11 protein-coding genes are annotated in these 19,550 nt (G+C 42.1%); all 11 read right to left on the bottom strand.

What is annotated here, in order from left to right; translation table 11 throughout:
* Positions 1–24: 24 nt before the first annotated feature.
* Complete coding sequence (locus A6749_RS18810) at positions 25–885, bottom strand: carbon-nitrogen hydrolase family protein (protein WP_066393999.1); 861 nt, start codon at positions 883–885, stop codon at positions 25–27.
* A 164-nt stretch (positions 886–1,049) separates the two neighbouring features.
* Complete coding sequence (gene argH / locus A6749_RS18805) at positions 1,050–2,426, bottom strand: argininosuccinate lyase (RefSeq protein ID WP_066393991.1); 1,377 nt, start codon at positions 2,424–2,426, stop codon at positions 1,050–1,052.
* Positions 2,427–2,546: 120 nt separating this feature from the next.
* Complete coding sequence (locus tag A6749_RS18800) at positions 2,547–3,758, bottom strand: argininosuccinate synthase (RefSeq protein ID WP_066393988.1); 1,212 nt, start codon at positions 3,756–3,758, stop codon at positions 2,547–2,549.
* Between the two features lie 87 nt (positions 3,759–3,845).
* Complete coding sequence (gene argF, locus A6749_RS18795; protein WP_066393985.1) at positions 3,846–4,799, bottom strand: ornithine carbamoyltransferase; 954 nt, start codon at positions 4,797–4,799, stop codon at positions 3,846–3,848.
* Positions 4,783–8,016 carry a carbamoyl-phosphate synthase (glutamine-hydrolyzing) large subunit gene (gene carB, locus A6749_RS18790; RefSeq protein WP_066393982.1) on the bottom strand — a complete coding sequence of 1,078 codons (3,234 nt, stop codon included), beginning with the start codon at positions 8,014–8,016 and terminating at the stop codon, positions 4,783–4,785. The genes argF and carB overlap by 17 nt, the downstream gene beginning before the upstream one ends.
* The gene (locus A6749_RS18785; protein ID WP_066393978.1) at positions 8,003–9,076 is read right to left on the bottom strand and encodes a carbamoyl phosphate synthase small subunit; all 1,074 of its coding nucleotides are present in this window, start codon (positions 9,074–9,076) and stop codon (positions 8,003–8,005) included. The genes carB and A6749_RS18785 overlap by 14 nt, the downstream gene beginning before the upstream one ends.
* A gap of 6 nt (positions 9,077–9,082) precedes the next feature.
* Positions 9,083–10,282 carry an acetylornithine transaminase gene (locus tag A6749_RS18780; protein WP_066393970.1) on the bottom strand — a complete coding sequence of 400 codons (1,200 nt, stop codon included), beginning with the start codon at positions 10,280–10,282 and terminating at the stop codon, positions 9,083–9,085.
* The gene (gene argB, locus A6749_RS18775; RefSeq protein WP_084797899.1) at positions 10,282–11,079 is read right to left on the bottom strand and encodes an acetylglutamate kinase; all 798 of its coding nucleotides are present in this window, start codon (positions 11,077–11,079) and stop codon (positions 10,282–10,284) included. The genes A6749_RS18780 and argB overlap by 1 nt, the downstream gene beginning before the upstream one ends.
* A gap of 12 nt (positions 11,080–11,091) precedes the next feature.
* The gene (argJ, locus tag A6749_RS18770; RefSeq protein WP_066393965.1) at positions 11,092–12,321 is read right to left on the bottom strand and encodes a bifunctional ornithine acetyltransferase/N-acetylglutamate synthase; all 1,230 of its coding nucleotides are present in this window, start codon (positions 12,319–12,321) and stop codon (positions 11,092–11,094) included.
* A 39-nt stretch (positions 12,322–12,360) separates the two neighbouring features.
* The gene (gene argC, locus A6749_RS18765; RefSeq protein ID WP_084797898.1) at positions 12,361–13,398 is read right to left on the bottom strand and encodes an N-acetyl-gamma-glutamyl-phosphate reductase; all 1,038 of its coding nucleotides are present in this window, start codon (positions 13,396–13,398) and stop codon (positions 12,361–12,363) included.
* A gap of 198 nt (positions 13,399–13,596) precedes the next feature.
* A complete protein-coding gene (locus A6749_RS18760; protein WP_084797897.1) occupies positions 13,597–19,443 on the bottom strand; it encodes a DUF4350 domain-containing protein in 5,847 nt (1,948 codons plus the stop codon).
* Positions 19,444–19,550: the final 107 nt, after the last annotated feature.

The raw sequence follows: 19,550 nt of genomic DNA, 5'->3' as shown, positions 1-19,550 counted from the left end.
TTCCCACTTCCCTTTTTTGAAAAATTATTTTTCCCAATCGACATACAAATCAGTTCTGCGGTCACGCCATGTTGTAACGGAGCCGCGCTCACGCACCTCATATAAAAGTTCTAAATCGAGGTCGGCTGTGACAACCATATCGTTATTGATTTCGCCCTCTACTAAAATACCTTTTGGCGGGAACGGAATATCGTTTGGCGTAATAATAGCCGCCTGGCCAAAATTAGCGCGCATGAAGTCCACCGTAGGAAGCGCCCCGACAGTTCCAGTTAAGACTACATATACTTGATTTTCGATGGCACGGGCATGACTCGTGTAGCGAACACGGTGGAAACCGTGGCGGTCGTCGGTGCAGGAAGGACAGAATATCACGTCAGCACCCTTAGCTTTCGCCATCCGGACAATTTCCGGAAATTCAATATCATAGCAAGTCAGGAGAGCAATTTTTCCTTTTTCAGTTTCAAAAATTTGAAACGAATCCCCTGCGGCCATATTCCACTCATTCACTTCAGTCGGGGTAATATGCAGCTTAGCCTGCTCGCCGATGCGCCCATCCGGGTAAAATAAATGCGCGGTATTATAGAGCTTGCCGTTCTTTTCAATGACATGTGTTCCGGCAATAATATGCAGCTTCGTTTGTTTGGCAAAATTAGAAAACAGTTCGCGGTATTGTTCAGTAAAGCTGGGAAGATCATTGATGGTCAGGCTTTGCCCATGCCCGTTGCCGATGGAAAGCAGCTGGGTTGTAAAAAATTCCGGAAAGAGGACAAATTCAGCCCCAAACTCTTCAGCGGTTTTTATATAATGCTCACATTGAGCGGCGAATTCTTCAAATGATTGAATCGTATGCAAATGATACTGCACGACAGATACTCTTAGTTTCATATCTAACCTCCAAATCCTATTTTCCATTAAATTATCTAATATTTTAGTAATTTATACAAATTAATTGACCGATATAAAATAGAGAGTAAAAAAAGTAGTATGAACGGCAAGAATTTTGCTGCTAGGGGATGAAAATAGCCCGCCTAAATCGGCGGGCCTGAATTCTATTTTGTAAGTTTCCCCTCAGCAAGCTTGATTTGCAGCTTCACTTGTTCCGGCGAAGTGCCGCCAAAGCTGTTACGGACTGCAACAACATGTTCCGGAGCCAGTACTTCATAAATGTCGTCTTCAAATAAATCGCTGAACTGCTTGTATTCTTCCATGCTTAAATCTAGCAAAAATTTGTTGGACTGGATTGAATATAAAACAATTTTCCCAATCACCTCATGGGCTTCACGGAACGGCAAGCCTTTGCGAACGAGATAATCAGCAATATCAGTGGCATTCGAAAAATCATTATTGATGGCCTTACGCATGACATCTTTATTGACCGTCATCGTTTCAATCATTGGGGCCAAAAGCTTGAGTGATCCTTCTAAAGTTTCCGCCGTATCAAACATGCCTTCTTTATCTTCCTGTAGATCTTTGTTATAAGCAAGCGGCAGTCCCTTTAGCACTGTTAACAAGCCGATTAAATTGCCGTATGCGCGTCCTGTTTTCCCACGTAGAAGCTCTGGGACGTCCGGATTTTTCTTTTGCGGCATAATGCTAGAACCGGTACAGAAAGAATCATCAAGTTCAATAAATTGAAATTCCTGGCTTGACCAAAGGACCATTTCTTCCGACAAACGTGAAATGTGCGTCATGATGATTGAACCAATGGAGAGGAATTCCAGGATAAAATCACGATCACTGACGGCATCCATACTGTTTGGATAAATCGTTTGAAATCCCAGTAACTCTGCAACTTTTTCTCTGTTAATCGGGAAAGTGGTCCCAGCCAATGCCCCGGAACCTAGCGGCAACCAGTTGATCCGTTTTAAAGAATCTATTAATCTTTCTTTATCACGCTCGAACATCCAAAAATACGCCATCAGGTGATGGGCGAAGGATACAGGCTGAGCCCGCTGCAGGTGGGTATAACCTGGAATCAATGTTTCAATATTCTCTTTTGCCTGCTTGATAATGGATTGCTGAACGTCTTCAACCAATTTAATTAATTCGGTTGTTTTGGTTCGTAAATAAAGATGCATATCGGTTGCGACCTGGTCGTTTCGGCTGCGGCCTGTATGTAATTTACCGCCAACCGGTCCGATTTGTTCGATTAATAGTTTTTCAATATTCATATGAATATCTTCATCTTCTACTAAAAACTCAACTTCATTACGGTTCACTTTCTCCCTGATTTTTAGCAGGCCATGTTTGATGGTTTCCGCATCATCTTTCGGAATAATCCCGCATTCACCTAACATATGCACATGTGCCAGGCTCCCGGCGATATCTTCCTTAGCCAGCTTCTGATCAAAAGAAATCGATGCCGTAAATTCTTCAACCAGCTTATTCGTTTCCTTCGTAAAACGTCCGCCCCATAGCTTTGACATTGCTGCTCCCCCTAAACTTTTTGTGGTGTCAGGCACCATGTGAATTTTTCACATGGTGCCTGACACCTAACAACTTATTTCAAGCAGAGTGCCCCCGAAGTCTATCGGGGGCATCCCAAATTATTTAAGTACGGTTTCTTTCTTGTTCACTTCGGAATATACTTTTGTTGGCAGACCCCATAGTTTAATGAATCCTACTGCAGCATTGTGATCGAAGGCGTCACCTTTTGTATAAGTAGCCAGCTCTTCATTATATAAGCTGTGTACGGATTTACGTCCGACAACGGTATGGGATCCTTTGTGAAGCTTCACGCGAATGGTGCCTGACACCACTTTTTGTGTTTCATCAACAAAGGCGTCAAGCGCTGCCTTTAATGGTGAGTACCAAAGGCCTTCGTACACAATTTTGGCCATTTGCTGGTCAATTTGTGTTTTAAATTGAGTTACTTCACGTGGTAATGTTAAGAATTCTAATTCTTTATGGGCATTGATTAAAATCAGTGCAGCCGGATTTTCATATACTTCACGTGATTTAATCCCTACTAATCTATTTTCGATGTGGTCGATACGGCCGACACCGTGCTTGCCGCCAAGCTCATTTAACGTTTCAATTAACTCCACAAGCTGCAGCTTTTCGCCGTTAAGAGCAACAGGAACACCCTGTTCAAATTCGATTTCTACATATTCTGCTTTATCTGGTGTTTTTTCAATTGGATTTGTCCAATCATAGGCTGCTTCCGGTGCTTCTGCCCATGGATCCTCGAGTACACCAGCTTCGCAGGCACGTCCCCAGATGTTGGCATCAATGGAGAATGGATTATCTAAATCTACTGGAATAGGAATCCCGTGTTGTTCAGCGTAAGCAATTTCTTCGTCACGTGTCATGCCCCATTCACGAACAGGTGCTATCACTTTTATGTCTGGGTTCAAAGCCTGGATTGAAACTTCAAAACGTACCTGGTCATTTCCTTTACCAGTACATCCGTGAGCCACCGCTACAGCGCCTTCTTTTTCTGCCACGTCCACTAGTAATTTTGAAATAAGCGGACGGGAAAGTGCGGAAGAAAGCGGATATTTCCCTTCATACAAGCAATTTGCCTTTAAGGCTGGTAAAATATATTCCTTTGCCAGCATTTCTTTTGCATCGACGATATGTGCTTTAATAGCTCCAACGTTTAATGCTTTTGTTTTAATAGCTTCGAGATCCTTTCCTTCCCCAACGTCGAGACCTAATGCAATAACATCGTAGCCATATTTTTCTTGAATCCATTTAACTGAAACAGATGTATCTAAACCGCCTGAGTAGGCCAATACGATTTTCTCTTTTGCCATGTTGTTTAACGCTCCTTACATTCTTTCGTTTTGTATTTAAATTCATTCAATAGTATTATTATACATTAATTTTCAAAAAAATAAATACTATTTTGAGAGTAATATTTTTAATATTGCTTTTTGAGCGTGTAAGCGGTTTTCTGCTTCATCAAATACAACTGAATGTGGTCCATCAATAATTTCTGCCGTTACTTCCTCCCCGCGGTGGGCAGGCAGGCAATGTAAGAAGAGATAGTCAGCCTTTGCATGCTGGCAAAGCTCCTGATTCACCTGATAGGCGGCGAAATCCTTTAAGCGCTTTGCTGTTTCCTCTTCCTGGCCCATGCTGGTCCAAACATCTGTAACGACAACATCGGCATCTTTAATTGCTTCGACCGGATCATTTGTAATCACTACACAAGCCCCCGTCTCATTGCCGGCTGCAATAGCCGTTTCGGTAATGTTACCATTTGGCAAGTAGCCTGGAGGGCTGGCAATACTGATGTCCATTCCTACTTTTACGGCACCTTCCATTAAAGAATGAGCCATATTATTATTCCCGTCCCCAATATAGCTAAGCTTTAAGCCAGAAAGCTTTCCTTTATGCTCAAGGATGGTCAACAAATCTGCTAACACTTGCGTTGGATGCTGCAAGTCTGTTAAGCCATTTATAACCGGAACCGTTGCATGCTCTGCCAGTTCCTCGACGGATTCATGGCTGAACGTCCGAATCATGATTCCGTCCACATAACGTGATAGCACCTTAGCCGTATCGGATATGCTTTCTCCTCTTCCTAACTGGATATCCTTTGAGCTTAAGAAGATCGCATGCCCGCCAAGCTGCAGCATGCCAACCTCAAAGGAAACCCTGGTGCGGGTGGATGACTTTTCAAAAATCATCCCCAGCACCTTTCCGCTCAAATGTGGGTGTGGAATCCCTTGTTTCTGCTGTGCCTTCATTTCTTGTGCCGTTTCCAGCAGGTAATGAACTTCTTCACTTGTAAAATCCGCCAGCTGCAGGAAATCCTTTTGTTTTAAGTGTAATTTAGTTGTTTCCAACATGGACCGCACCTTTCTCTTCTGTATTATAATATTCGCTTACTGTCCGAACATTGATATCAGATAATGTACCCTTTTGCATTTCAATAATTGTCTGAATCGTATCAAAATGAGTGAACACCGGCACCTTATAGCGGATGGCCTGCTCACGGATATGGAAACCGAATTTTAATTTATTCCGTCCTTGATTTGGGATATTAATAACTGCTTTTACAGCTTGGTTTCGGAACAGTTCGTTCACATCATTTTCATCTCTTAAGATTTGTTCTACCGCAATCCCACTTTTTTGTAGAAAAACAGCAGTCCCTTCTGTTGCGGCAATCTTATAATCCTTAGCAAGTTCCCCGATAATTGGCAGACTAAAAGTTTTTTCCCGATCTGAAATCGAACATAATACATAGTCTGCTTCAGGATTAACTCCTAAACCCGGCATCGCCTTATCAAGGGCCTCAAAGTACGTTAACCCCATTCCCAGCGCTTCGCCGGTGGACTTCATTTCCGGACCAAGCACATGATCGACACCCTTCAGTTTGCCTGAAGAAAATACCGGTGCTTTGACGGAAAAATAAGCTGGTTCCGGCTGTAAACCTGTTGTTTCACACAACTTCTCTAATGAATCGCCTAATTGAACAGCGATTGCCAATTCAATCATCGAAATTCCGGTAACTTTGCTAATAATTGGCACTGTCCGTGATGAACGCGGATTAACCTCTAACACATACACCTGGTTATCGTAAATAACGAATTGGATATTCATCATTCCAATGACAGGCGCAGTTTTTGCAATTTTCTCTGCATAATCTATTAAAACAGCTTTCATTTCCTTAGACATAGAGATTGGCGGAAATACGGAAATACTGTCCCCTGAGTGAACCCCCGCCTTTTCAATATGTTCAAAGATTCCCGGAACGACAATGTTCTCTCCATCGCTGATCACATCAATCTCGCACTCTAGACCTGGTAAATACTTATCCACCAATAATGGCCACATTTTTTCATTAGTATTCTGTTCAAGCTGCTTGATATAGTCCGACAATTCCTGTTCGGAAAAAATGGTAAACATCGCCTGGCCGCCGATGACATAAGAAGGTCTAACAAGAACTGGATAGCCTAATTCAGCAGCCGCGGCAACCAATTCTTCCGGATGATTAACTGTTTTTCCTTCGATATGTGGAATCTTTAATTCTTCAAGAAGCTGGTAAAATTCTTTCCGGTCCTCCAGGCGATCAACATTATCGACTGTTGTGCCTAAAATTTTGATGCCTTCTTCCTCAAGGTCACGCGCCAGGTTAATCGCTGTTTGTCCGCCGAATTGAATCAGCACCCCTTCAACTTGTTCTTTCTCAATTACATGAAGGACATCCTCCACCGCGAGTGGTTCAAAGTATAGGCGGTCGGCAACAGAGTAATCAGTGCTCACCGTCTCTGGATTGTTATTGATGACAACAGCCTGATATCCATGTTTCTTAATCGCTTTTGCCGCATGCACCGAACAATAGTCAAACTCAATCCCTTGGCCGATGCGGATTGGTCCGGAGCCGATGACAAGAATCTTTTTCGCGTCTGTTGTATCGACCTCATCATAGCCGTGATAAGTAGAATAATAGTAAGGGGTCACTGCATCAAACTCGGCCGAACATGTATCCACCATTTTATATCCTGGTTTTATGTTGAGTTCTTTCCATTTATTTCTTACATACTTTTCCGGCACATCATAGATTTGCGCCAACAGCTTGTCGGCAATATTAATTTTTTTCGCCTGTTTCAATAATGTTTCAGGCACAGTATCCCACTCGTATGAAGCCAGTTCCTTTTCCAAAGTAACAAGCGAATTGATTTTGTGTAAAAACCAGAAATCAATCTCGGTAAGTTGATGAACTTTCTCAATGGAAACTCCTCTTTTAAAAGCCTCTGCAATTACAAATAGCCTTTGATCATTGGCTTTTTCCAATAATGCAAGCAGCTCATCATCTGCTAATGATTGATGAACGCTGCGGCAAATACCATAAACATTCATTTCCATTGAACGGATCGCCTTATTAAGAGCCCCTTCAAACGTCCGGTCAATTGCCATCACTTCGCCTGTTGCTTTCATCTGTGTTCCCAGTGTTCTGTCTGCTTCAGGGAACTTATCAAAGGGGAACCGCGGCAGTTTCACGACAATATAGTCAATTGCTGGTTCAAATGATGCGTACGTATTGCCTGTAATCGGGTTAACAATCTCATCTAAATGGTAGCCAACCGCACATTTCGCAGCCATCCGGGCGATTGGGTAACCAGTTGCTTTGGATGCCAAGGCGGATGAACGACTGACCCGCGGGTTGACTTCAATAATGTAATATTGGTTTGATTCAGGATGCAGTGCGAACTGAATGTTACAGCCGCCAATTATTTCAAGTTCACGAATCACTTTTATCGAAACGTCACGGAGCATTTGAAATTGCACATCTGTTAAAGTTTGCGATGGAGCAACAACAATGGAGTCTCCAGTATGTACACCGACTGGGTCCATGTTTTCCATATTGCAAACGATAATGCACGTATCATTTGCGTCTCTCATGACCTCATATTCAATTTCCTTCCAGCCCTTGATGCTTTTTTCAACAAGAACTTGGTGAATCGGGCTTGCAGCCAAACCTTTTTTCAGTACCATTTCCAATTCTTCATCATTATAGGCAAAGCCGCCGCCTTCTCCTCCAAGCGTAAATGCCGGGCGAATAATGACTGGAAAGCCGATTTCTTTTACGAATTGCACGCCTTCCTCATAGCTTTGAATGATCGCTGATTCCGGAATTGGCTCGCCAATTGTCAGCATTAAATTACGAAACCTCTCACGGTCTTCCCCGTTCTTAATCGACTCAACCGAAGTCCCTAGGAGTTCCACATTATATTTTTCAAGAATTCTTTGTTCAAAAAGCTCAACTGTCAAATTCAAGCCAGTCTGCCCGCCGAGTGTACCAATTACACCATCAGGCTTTTCTTTTTGAATAATTTTTTCAATGGTTTCCACATTCAGCGGTTCAATATAAACCTTATCGGCGACAGCCTCATCTGTCATGATGGTTGCCGGATTATTATTCACAAGGACCACTTCAAGTCCCTCTTCTTTTAACGCAATGCATGCTTGTGTGCCGGCATAATCAAATTCTGCTGCCTGCCCGATAACAATCGGACCTGACCCAATCACGAGTACTTTTTTTAAATTTTTATTTAACGGCATACTGTGTCTCTCCCAATGATGCAATCTGTTTAACAAATCCTGTTAGAATATATTCGGTATCACTTGGTCCCGGATGTGCTTCCGGATGGAATTGTACCGTTTGAACAGGGTAGTGTTTATGTTTTAAGCCCTCAATCGAGCGGTCATTCACATTGCGGTATGTCACATCAAATACCTTGGCATCAATACTTTCGTCCTTCACAACATAACTGTGATTCTGGGCAGTCATTTTTACTTTGCCAGTCTTTAATTCTTTAACCGGATGATTGCCGCCGCGATGTCCGTATGCAAGCTTCTCCGTTTTCGCGCCGTAAGCAAGAGCAATTAGCTGATGTCCTAAGCAAATCCCTAATGTTGGGAAGTATTGGCTGATTTTTTTTATTTCCGGGAACCATTTTTGCAGTGCCATCGGATCCCCAGGTCCGTTACTGAAGAGAACACCTTCAGGATTTAACGCTTTAACCTGCTCAAATGTTGTATGATACGGAACAATCGTTACCGAACAGTTTTCAGCCAACAATGCTGTTAGAATCGACTTTTTATAGCCAAAATCGATTAACACGACATGCGGTCCGTTATTTTTGAAAAATTGCGGCTTTTTTACCGACACCTGATCTACCCAAAATTTTTCTTCCTGATTTGTAAATTCAGTTCCTTTAGTTTTACCTAAATACCCTTTTACCGTCCCGCGGCTGCGGATGGTTTTGACAAGAAGTCTTGTATCGACACCGGCAATGCCGGGTACTCCTGCAGATTTAAGTTTATCGGAAAATTTTTCAATCGACTGAAAATGGCTTGGCATTTCACATAAATCCCCAATTACCACACCTGAAAGGGCCGGATCAATGCTTTCATTATCCACTGCATTGACGCCATAGTTTCCGATGATAGGGTAGCAGAAGGTGATAATTTGCCCGGCGTAAGAAGGGTCAGTGATAATCTCCTGATACCCGGTCATACTTGTATTAAAGACTACCTCTCCAAGAGAATCCTTTTCCGCACCAATTAGTACCCCTTCAAATACTTCGCCAGTTTCCAAAGTAAGATATCCTTGTTCCATCAATCCTCACACGCCTTTCTCTATACTTTGGAATGCCTTTTCCAATTTATCAATAAATTCATTGATTTCCTCTTTTGTAACATTTAACGGAGGAAGAATCCGAACGATATTCTGACCGGCCGTTAAGATTAGCAGGTGATTAGCAATTGCCTTTAGGACAATTTCCAACGCATTGATTTCGACAACCAGCCCTTTTAACAGCCCCTTGCCGCGCACGTCCTTAATGATGGAAAATTTATTTTTCAAACTTTCCAGCTGCTTGTCTAAATAAGCAGCCATTTCATTTACATTTTGTAACACATCACTTTCAACTATATGAGAAACCGTTGCAGTCCCAGCTGCTGTCGCCAATGGATTGCCCCCAAATGTAGTTCCGTGACTGCCGGGTTCAAAGCCTTTAGCTGCTTCAGCTTTAGCAATAATTGCGCCAATCGGAAAACCAGAGCCAAGTCCTTTTGCAAGACTGATCACATCCGGCTCGATCCCATATTGCTGATAGGCAAATAGTGTTCCGGTTCTGCCCATCCCAGTCTGAATTTCATCAATCATTAGCAGGATTCCATTTTCTTTACAAACCTTCGCAAGCTGCTGCACCCACTCTTGATTTGCCGGAATAACTCCGCCTTCCCCTTGAACAAGCTCTAGGAGAACCGCTGCCGGTTTCTTTGTTTTTAGAACATCTAGAGCTTCAAAGTCATTAAAAGGCAAATAACTAAACCCAGGCATTAACGGGGCAAAGCCGCTTTGAATTTTTTCCTGCGCTGTTGCCGTTAATGTCGCTAATGTTCTACCATGGAATGAATGCTGAAAGGTTACAACCTCTGAAGATGCGTTCACCTTTACTTTATTCGCATATCTTCTTGCCAATTTAATTGCGGCTTCATTTGCTTCCGCACCAGAGTTACAAAAAAACACTTGATCGCCGCAGCTGTTCGCCGTCAGCAACTCAGCTAGTTTTTCTTGATTTGGAATATGATAAAGGTTGGTACAGTGCCATAGATTTTGCAGCTGTTCTTCCAGTTTTTCTTTTACCACATCAGGAACATGCCCAAGATTACAAGTCGCAATTCCCGCCGTGAAATCCAAATATTTATTCCCTTGATCGTCCCAAACATAGCTGCCTTTTCCCCTTACAAGCGTGACGGGAAAACGGCTGTATGTAGCCATAAGCGGCGATATGGATGAAACTGAAGTACTGTTTACCATCACGCAATCCCCTCTTCTAACACAATTTTTGTCCCAATGTCTTTACCGTTCGTATAATCTATTAAGCTATTTTTCTCAAATCCGTTAATAATCGCTACTTCACTTATGTTATGAACAAGCCCGTCAATGGCTGCCTTTACTTTCGGAATCATTCCGCCGTATATCGTGTGGTTTGAAATCATTTCTTCAATAATGGCTTTTGATACCTTATCAATTTTTGTTTTTACACCGTCTTTTTCGACGAGGATCCCCGGAATATCGCTGATAAAGCAAAGATTGGCTCCCAATGCCTTGGCAACGGCCGACGCTGCAATATCACCGTTAATGTTATAGCGTTGACCGCTTGCATCAATACCGATTGGTGATATGACAGGTATGTACCCCAGCTCGATCACACCTTCGATTACCTTCAGGTTTACGTTGTCGACATCACCGACAAATCCGAGCTGTTTGGCATTTTCTGTCGGAACAGCCTGCAGCAGGCTGCCATCCACCCCGCTGATGCCAATCGCGTTTCCGCCGGCTTCAATAATATTCCGGACCACCTGCTTATTGACCATGCCGCTTAAGACCATCTCGACGATATCTAATACATCTTGATTCGTGACCCTGAGCCCGTTGACAAAGCTCGTTTCCACATTCAAGCTTTTTAATAATTGATTGATTAAAGGGCCGCCTCCATGGACAATAATCGGTGTCCACTCACCTGATTGATGAAGAGCAATTACATCTTCGTAGAATGACCGCGGCAGGTTCTCTAACACGCTGCCGCCGCATTTAATCACTAAGTATTTCATAATGCTCCTCCCTTATGTGCGATAGGATGCGTTGATTTTGACATAATCGTAGGTAAGGTCGCATCCCCAGGCGGTGGCACAATCGTCACCTTGATTTAGTTCAACAAGGATTTGAACATTTTCTTGTTCTAAATATTGTTTTGCTTCCTCTTCATTGAATGGAGTCGGCAGGCCGTTTTCAAAAACCGGAATCGAGCCTAATGAAACTTTAATGGCATATGGCTCAATAGGTACGCCGCTGTAACCGATAGCGGTAATGATACGGCCCCAGTTGGCATCTGTTCCATAGATCGCGGTTTTGACAAGATTGGATGAAATAATCGACTTTCCGACTGCTCTAGCGGCATCTTTACTGAAGGCACCATCCACTTTTACTTCAATCAGCTTTGTAGCCCCTTCCCCATCGCGGGCGATTTTTTTCGCCAGTGCCTCACTCACGATTTTCAAACCCGATTTAAATAATTCCCAATCGGGATGGTCCTTTGTCAGCTGGTTATTTCCCGCAAGACCATTTGCCATGACAACCACCATGTCGTTCGTACTTGTATCGCCATCCACCGTAATCATATTAAAGGTTTCGTTTGTAATTTCTTTTAAAGCTGCAGATAAATCTTCATAAGCAATATTTGCATCCGTGGTGACAAAGCCGAGCATTGTCGCCATGTTTGGATGAATCATGCCGGAACCTTTGGCCGCTCCGCCGATACTGACGGTTTTACCGTCAATATTCATTTGCACCCCGATTTGCTTAACCGCTAAATCCGTTGTTAAGATTGCTTGAAGGAAATTATTTACGTCTTCATTCTCTTTATTTAAAATTTGTTTGATTCCGTTATTAACTTTTTCCATTGGAAGCAGTTCACCGATGACCCCTGTTGAGGTTACCGCAACCAGATGGTCTTCAACACCAAGTTCACCGGCAAAGTTATGCTGTATTTCATAGGCATCCTTCAGCCCTTGTTCGCCTGTGCAGGCATTTGCGTTAGCGGAATTGACAATGACAGCCTGAATTTTATTTTCTTTTGCTATACTTTCCTGTGTGACCAAAAGCGGTGCCGCTTGGAACAAGTTAGTCGTATATACACCGGCAGCCGTTGCCGGTACTTCTGAAACAATATAGCCCAGGTCAAGGCGTTTTCGTTTTAAACCGCAATGTAAACCGCCTGCTGTAAACCCTTGTGGTAATGTGACACTTTCCTCTTCTAAAATAACAATCTCTTTGCTTGTTGTTGCCTGTGCCAATTTTGTTTCCCCCTTTTTCAACTTCTTCGTTGGTTTTATTTATGGATACATTGGTAATAGGTTAAGACCGCTTCGTTCATCCCAACCAAACATAATATTTGCATTTTGAATCGCCTGTCCGGCGGCTCCTTTGACAAGATTGTCAATAACTGAGATGATTGTCACCCGGTTTGTTCTTTCATCAACATGGAGGCCAATATCGCAATAGTTACTGCCAAGCACCTCTTTCGTTGCCGGAATCGTTCCTTCGGGTCTGACTCTGACAAACGGTTTATCTTTATAAAATTCGTTGTATACATTTACAATTTCTTTTGTTGAAATCGTCTCCGTTAACTTTAGGTAGATCGTACACATAATCCCTCTGGTCATCGGCACCAGGTGGGTTGTAAAGGTAACCGTGGTCGGATTGCCGCTCTCATCGGAGAGCACCTGCTCGATTTCTGGTATGTGCTGATGGGCTCCTAGTTTATAAGCTTTTAAATTTTCATTTATTTCAGCGTAATGTGAGATTAAGGAAAGTCCTCTTCCCGCACCGGATACCCCGGATTTTGCGTCAATGATAATCGATTCCATGTCTGCAATCGCTGTTTTTAAAATTGGTATTAATCCAAGTGTCGCCGCTGTTGGATAGCAGCCGGGATTCGCTATCAATGATGCTGTTTTAATTGTTTCCGGATAAATTTCACTTAAACCATAGACTGCTTGTTTGATATATTCATAATCGGTCGGCGTCCTTTTATACCATGCCTCGTACTGTTCCAAGGACCTTAGCCGAAAATCGCCTGATAGGTCAATACATTTCATTCCTGTCTCCATTAACTGTGGAACAAGATTGCTGCTCACACCCGATGGAGTAGCCAAGAATACAACATCATTATTTTTCGCAATTGCTTCCACATCAAATGTTTCTAATGGCTGTTCTATAATTTGTGTTAAATGAGGATAGCTTTCACTGAAATTGTTTCCCGCTTGAGAGTTCGACACTACTGAACCAACCTCTAAATATGGATGCTGGTTGATCAGCCTAATTAACTCAATCGCCCCATACCCTGTTCCACCGATAATTGCAGCTTTCAATTTTTTCACTCCTACGCATTGCTTAATAATGAATTATTATACATACATGTATATAATTATTCAATTAAATTTTATAAATATTTATAAAAATTTATTTTTATTCAATCGCAAAATTAGCTCTCTCTAATGGTAACGCTTACATTTTTATATAAAAAAAGACTGCGCAAAAGCTGTCCTCATTGCGCAGTCTTTTATTCATTAATTACCTGTCTTGCCCTTTGGTACTGTTACTGTTGCTGTACCTTTTGTTATATTTCCAGCCTTGTCTGCCGCTAAATAGGTAATGGTGTAGATTCTTCCATTCCCAGTTCCATTTCTTTCAGCTCTAAGACTAAAGGCTGTATCAAGCATACCATATTCAGCACCTTGAATATCGCTAGAAACTGCATTATCCTCATTAACGCTAATCGATTCTAAAACTACTGAGTCAATACCTGAAGTGGAATCACTATAATCCAGTAATGCTTTAATGTCTTCCATTTTACGATTTGGCACAGATAGAATCGGCTTATCAACAGATACCTTTAAGGTAGGTTCCGTTTTATCAATCTTAATTTCAACTGATTTTGCCTCTTCAACATTTCCTGCTTTGTCTGTACTGCGGTATTCAATCTTAATAATACCATCAGAAGTCAGTTGAATCGGTCCAGTGTAATCTGTCCAATCGCTTCTATTTATACGATACTTCGTTGATTGAACACCAGACAAGTCATCATTTGCGGATAGGCTGACTGATACATCTGAGCGGTACCATCCATTATTACCTTGTGACTCTTTGGAATCGACCTCTGCTTGTGTAAATGGCGCCGTTTCATCCAACTGTTTTAATTCTTTTGTATCACGCACACGAATCCGGACTCCCTGTGCGAATGAACCTGATAATCCGACAGCTTCAAGGGTATCCCCTGTTTTTAGAACAGGAACCGGCCCGCTTTGGTTTACAATGTAACCGTCGGTGAAGACTAATATATCGCCTGAACCATCATTAACCCAATAAGAGTTATCATCGAATTTAGTCACGACTTTACCTTTTACTTTTACAAGCAGCCCTTGGTTTGCAGCAGATGTCGCTTCTCCAGTTGGCACTAGTTTTGGCTGAAGCGGCTCACCTGATCCAAGCTTAATAACATCTTTTGTAAAGCTGGTAAACTCTAACTCTTTATTATTTTCGAATGTCTTAATATGCCCATAGACACGAACCTTATCGCCTAATTTTATTGATCCTTCCGGAACCTCCAAGAAGGCCATGATTCCGCCAGTATCATCTTGAACATAAAAAGCATCGAAGAAGACGCCAGCAGCTGTCGTAACCGTTCCTTCTACTACAACATCTTGATCATCGGCTAATTTCCTGGCATCAGCAATCTTGGTTACCTTCGTATCACGATGTGCCAGCCAATTGATAGCATTTAACGTAAATTCGTCATTGCCTTTTGGTTCATAAGACTCATCCATTTGCTTGTCATTGAAGAGATTCATACCAGAGACAACAACTCGGCCTTTTTCGCCAATTTCCTCCGATGCCATTAATGGAATGGCTGAACCGCCTGTTGTATCTGAGACTGCATCATAGGTGTAACCGCCTTTAATGCTACCTTGGTAAGTTGTTTCATTACCATTGGCAAGAATCGTTACTTTATCGTTTTGGACTAGCGGCTGATTGTCAGCACCTGACAAACTTGAACCACTATAGTAATCGATAAACGTAACACGGTCCGTGATATAGTTTGCTGTCAGTCCCGGGTGTACTCGTACAGCCCAAGGACTTACACTAGGGTCTGACCAGAAGTTTCCAGACTTACTGTCATCAAACACACCATCATTACTCATGCGGATTTGTGAACCCATGTCACTTAACACGGCATTATTATTTGCCGGATCGGAGCCATTATTACTTTTACCAGCCATTAATAGTGATCCGCCATTTTGAACAAACTTTGCGATTGCCGCCCTCTCATCAGCTGTAAAAGCAGCCCTCGGATGGGTAATCACGAGCACATTTACATTACTTAAAGATTGGTCAGTAAAGGCTGCTTTATTTTCCTCTACTGTATACCCTTCTTTTTGCATAAGTAGTGTAAATGCCTTTAAATTGTCTTTATATGTGCCGCTGTCACCACTAGTATTTTCGTTACCATGTTTTGCATCAATTAATACCTTAATTCCTAACGCGTCCTTAATTTTTACAGGTAACACAAATTTTACATCCCCAATATCAAGGCCGTCCTTCGAGGTTACCACCGCAATTAATTCATGGTCCCCCTTCACTGGACTTGTCCAAGTCGCTGCCGCTGTTGCTGAACTCTTTCCTAAAATGGAGGATATATCATTTGTACCAATAAAATGCTGCTCATTGACTTCATCATAATAGAAATCAACTTGTAGATTTTTCACTGCCTCTGTTCCATTATTAGCAACCGATGCTTTAAGCGACGCTGGGTTTCCGGCAATGATAACACCAGCATCGATATCGATGCTGTTTACTTTAACATCCACGGATTCCTCTTTAGACCAGATTGGTGAGGAGTAAATTCTTTCGCCATCCATTTGCGTAACCTTTACAACAAACCATTGCTGGCCGCCGGTTACTGTATAGCTTGGCTTCCATGTGAATTCTTTTTCCATCGGTGAAATGGAATCTACCACTTTCCCGCCATTTGTAATTAACTCTACTTTTGCAATTCGATCATCAGACTTATAGCTGGTTGGAAGATAACTATAATCACTGTCATTATGAGCTTCAGCTACAAAGTCGTTTCCTTTAATATCAAATTTCAATGTTTTACTATCTACTGTAGATCCCATGTAGTAGCCGTTTGCTAATACATCTAACGTAAAGTTAGGATCCTCCTCCATGTACACACGCATATTGCGCATGGAATGGAGCAGTGATTCTTGAGTTAGATCATCTGCCACGATAACGGTACGGGCATTCACCTGACCCCATGTTCCTTCATGGTTATCTTCACCATAAGTAGGAGCCACATGCCAGCCTAAATCTAAGGCAGAGAAGAACTTACCTTCCGCATTCGCATACCCATAGTGGCCTGAACCATTTCCAACCTCTAACATGGTAAACAATTTGTCTACTTCTTTGTTGTAAGGCTTAAAGTTGTTAAAGGCATCCTTTGACATATCGGGGTGGTTAAATTGTCCAACGATATCGTCATACGTCATAACCCACGCATAGTACTTGTTTAAATCCTGGTATTGTTTGCCGTTAATATTACGGTCAATAAAATTGTCTGAACCAAAAATATTGGAATGCCCCCAAGTCGTTGAGGTCATTTCAAATGCCGGGAATACGACATAATCGCCATTCTTTGTATACTTAGCGGAAAGGTCTTTCGTTAATTGCCACTGTTCACCGCCAGTACGCTCCTGCATCCCTTTATGGTCAACAGTATCTTGTCCAAGTAAGGATGGATCAATATCGTGTGAATGGTCTGAAAAAGCAAACCAATCATAATGGTGTAACTGACCTGCTTTTAATGCATCTTCCGGTGTACCAGCACCATCGTGTGAAATATTTGTATGATTATGTGTTGTACCACGGTAATGATGACCGCCTTGAAAGCGCGGAACAACTTCAAATGTCCATTCTTTTTCATTAGTATTGCCTTTTACGTCTGTTGCGGAAACTTTTACAACATGCTTACCTAGAACTAATTCATCCGCAGGTGTGTATTTCACCTGTGATTTACTGATTACTGCCTCAGGTGCTTTTATTTCCTTGTCATCTAACCACATTTTTACGGATGTAACATCAACACCACTTGGATCATCAATTAATACGGAAATCTCCGGCTGCGGACTTTCCACTCTGGTACCATCTTGAGGGGTTTCCCCGTTGAATGAAGGGCCCTGTGTATCCTCAATTAACGAAACCGATAATGGTGCGTTTTCTGAACCGACAGTTTTTGATTGAGTACCTGCTTTGGCTTCAATATAATATTCAAAGCCGTTTTGCGGTACCTTTGCAGCTTCTAATGTTACTGTGTATCGTCCTTCACTGCCCTTCACCATAGGAAGTGCTGTATAGCCAGATGTCCCTTTCGCTTTGTAAAATAAGGTGACGGATTCTGCCCCATCAGCGATTGCTTCGAATTCAACATTTGTATTTTTATAAACTTCTTTTATAGGAGTATGAGTAACTCCTAAAATAGGCGCAATATCCTTTACATCGCGCGGGTATAGCTGATATCCATTCGTTGCTGCAGCATTTTTCGTATACTGTCCAACTACGCCCGTAATGCTATAACTTTTCCCGCCGATGAGATCCTTATCAGGGTTAATACCTGTTGCTCCCATAACCCTTAAGGTAGTGGCTTTATTATTTTCATCCACTAACGTGACATTGTAGTTTGGCGGTGTGCTTTGAACAGCCGACACTTTGCCGGTTACCGTCACAAGACTGCCTTCAAGCGGCTCTGCCTTCGCATAGTTCGATAAATCTTCAATAGTTAAAAGCTTTGGCTCTGGCAGCGGATTACCTTCACTAATTTTTGTGATTGAAGTGGGAACAAATTCTGTTAAACCTAAATAGAAATCCACACTTCCGGTAATGCGTAATTTATCGCCTTTTGCCACTTTAAATGGTATCTCTAAATCCGAACTAAAAACATTGATTCCAGCGGTTGCATCCTGAAGGTAAAAGTTTTGCTTTTGCGTACCGAGAATTTGATTATCCACGGTTGCCACACCTTCAATGGTAAAAGCTTTGTTTAGGTTAACCGGCTGGCCTTTTGAGTCTGATTCACGCACATCTGCAATGTTTGAAACCGTAGCAGTATCAGCCTTTGTGACAGATACTGGGGTACTTTCTAACATAATCCCTTTTGCAGAGCTTGTAATTTGTGTTACATAAACAGTATCTGGAGCTTTCTCAAATGTTATGGAAAAATCTCCAGAGCTGCCGGCTTTCAATTCATCCGTATTTAATCTTTCATTTACAGATGCTTGTTCATTCGGATATACATTAATGATGGCATTGGAAGCTGCAGCACCTGCATTACCTATTAATGTTCCAACACCTTTAGTCACTACATAACTTAATTTATCTGGAGCAATTGATTTACTTGGTTTTGCTGCAGAAATTTCAATTGCCGTACTTTCATCCAACTTGTCTTGTGTTGCTGCGACAAATAGAGAAGATAGGGCATTTTCGGAAGTAAAGCTGACTTCAAAAGAACCGTTCGATCCTGCAACAGCTGAGCCTTTTGAAACACCTTTGGTTGCGTTTTCATAAATATTAATATTTGAACCAGGCTCTACTGCATCGGCTAGACCTGTTACTTTCACATTAGTTCCATCTTGAATAAATTGAATGTACATTCCTTTAGGCTGCAAGCTGTCCTGTGGGACCATAGGAGCTTCTGTTGGACTTGCAGTATTTCTTGGCACAGCGACTGGACCTACATAAAAATCTTGGGCATTGTCATCTGTATCCCAAGCATTTCCTTTTCCAGTGGCTGGGTCAACATTGGCATATGGTCTGCGCTGAGCGCTTGTCGTGTTGGATGGTGCCTTTGTTGGACCATTTCCTTCAAATGCATTTGCTGTACCCAAACCAACAAAGTCAATTGCATCTGTCGGCTTTGCACCTGTTGCTGCTGTTGTCTTATCTTTAAACAAGGCAATTTTTGCAGCTGTACCAGACATTGCGATTGCACCAGATGCGTCAGGAGTAGGAATATCTGCTCCAGTAGCACCGCCTGTTTCAGCAATTAGGTAATATCCATGGGCTTTAATGGTTCCAGCTAACGGTGTAACTGACCATGTGGTGCCAGCTGCAGAAGCATATTGTATGGACCAGCCATCAAGCACAACATCTTGTTCAGTAGGATTGTATAATTCAATAAAGTCCTTGTTGTATGGTGCCCCGCTATTACCCCCTCCTCCGAAATATTGTGAAATTACGACATGATCAGCCATTTCCGCATGGGCTCTTCCTATTAAGCCGCTCGGTAAAAATGTACTGATCAATAGAAGTGCTGCTGTAACTATACTTGTACAGCGTTTAAGGGCTCTATTTTTCCCTATCATCCACCAACCATCCCTTCAATTTAAAAAGTCAAATTACTCTATAATTCTACAAAAATTTAAAACCGAAAGATATATAATTTACAAAATATTATCGAAATATTTACATA

It is taken from the genome of Neobacillus mesonae (genome assembly GCF_001636315.1).
Taxonomy (GTDB): domain Bacteria; phylum Bacillota; class Bacilli; order Bacillales; family Cytobacillaceae; genus Neobacillus; species Neobacillus mesonae.
Note: the sequence above shows the minus strand (reverse complement) of the source record. Positions and strands in the feature narration are given on the sequence as shown.